Raw genomic sequence first — 263 nt, forward strand, 5'->3', positions numbered from 1 at the left:
ATCGAGGAACTGCGTGCAGAGGGGATGTCGGCATGGAAGGCGGTGGTGGAGGCGACCGAGCACCGCATGCGGCCGATCATGCTGACGGCGGCCGCCGCGACCCTGGCCCTCATCCCGATCTCGCACGAGATCTTCTGGGGTCCCATGGCCTACGCCATGATGGGCGGCATCGTCGTGGGCACCGCACTGACACTGCTCTTCCTGCCCGCGCTCTATGTCGCCTGGTTCCGGATTCCCCGTGAGGTCGAGCAGAACTGAGATGA

The 263-nt window shown here is 65.4% G+C and carries 1 protein-coding gene; it reads left to right on the plus strand.

All coding sequences use genetic code 11. The features are described from left to right. On the plus strand, positions 1-258 hold a 258-nt coding region (locus PY650_RS37005; protein WP_149341924.1), incomplete at its 5' end, for an efflux RND transporter permease subunit. Between the last annotated feature and the right edge of the window lie 5 nt (positions 259-263).

This window comes from Martinezella calliandrae, from assembly GCF_030272695.1.
Classification (GTDB): domain Bacteria; phylum Pseudomonadota; class Alphaproteobacteria; order Rhizobiales; family Rhizobiaceae; genus Rhizobium; species Rhizobium calliandrae.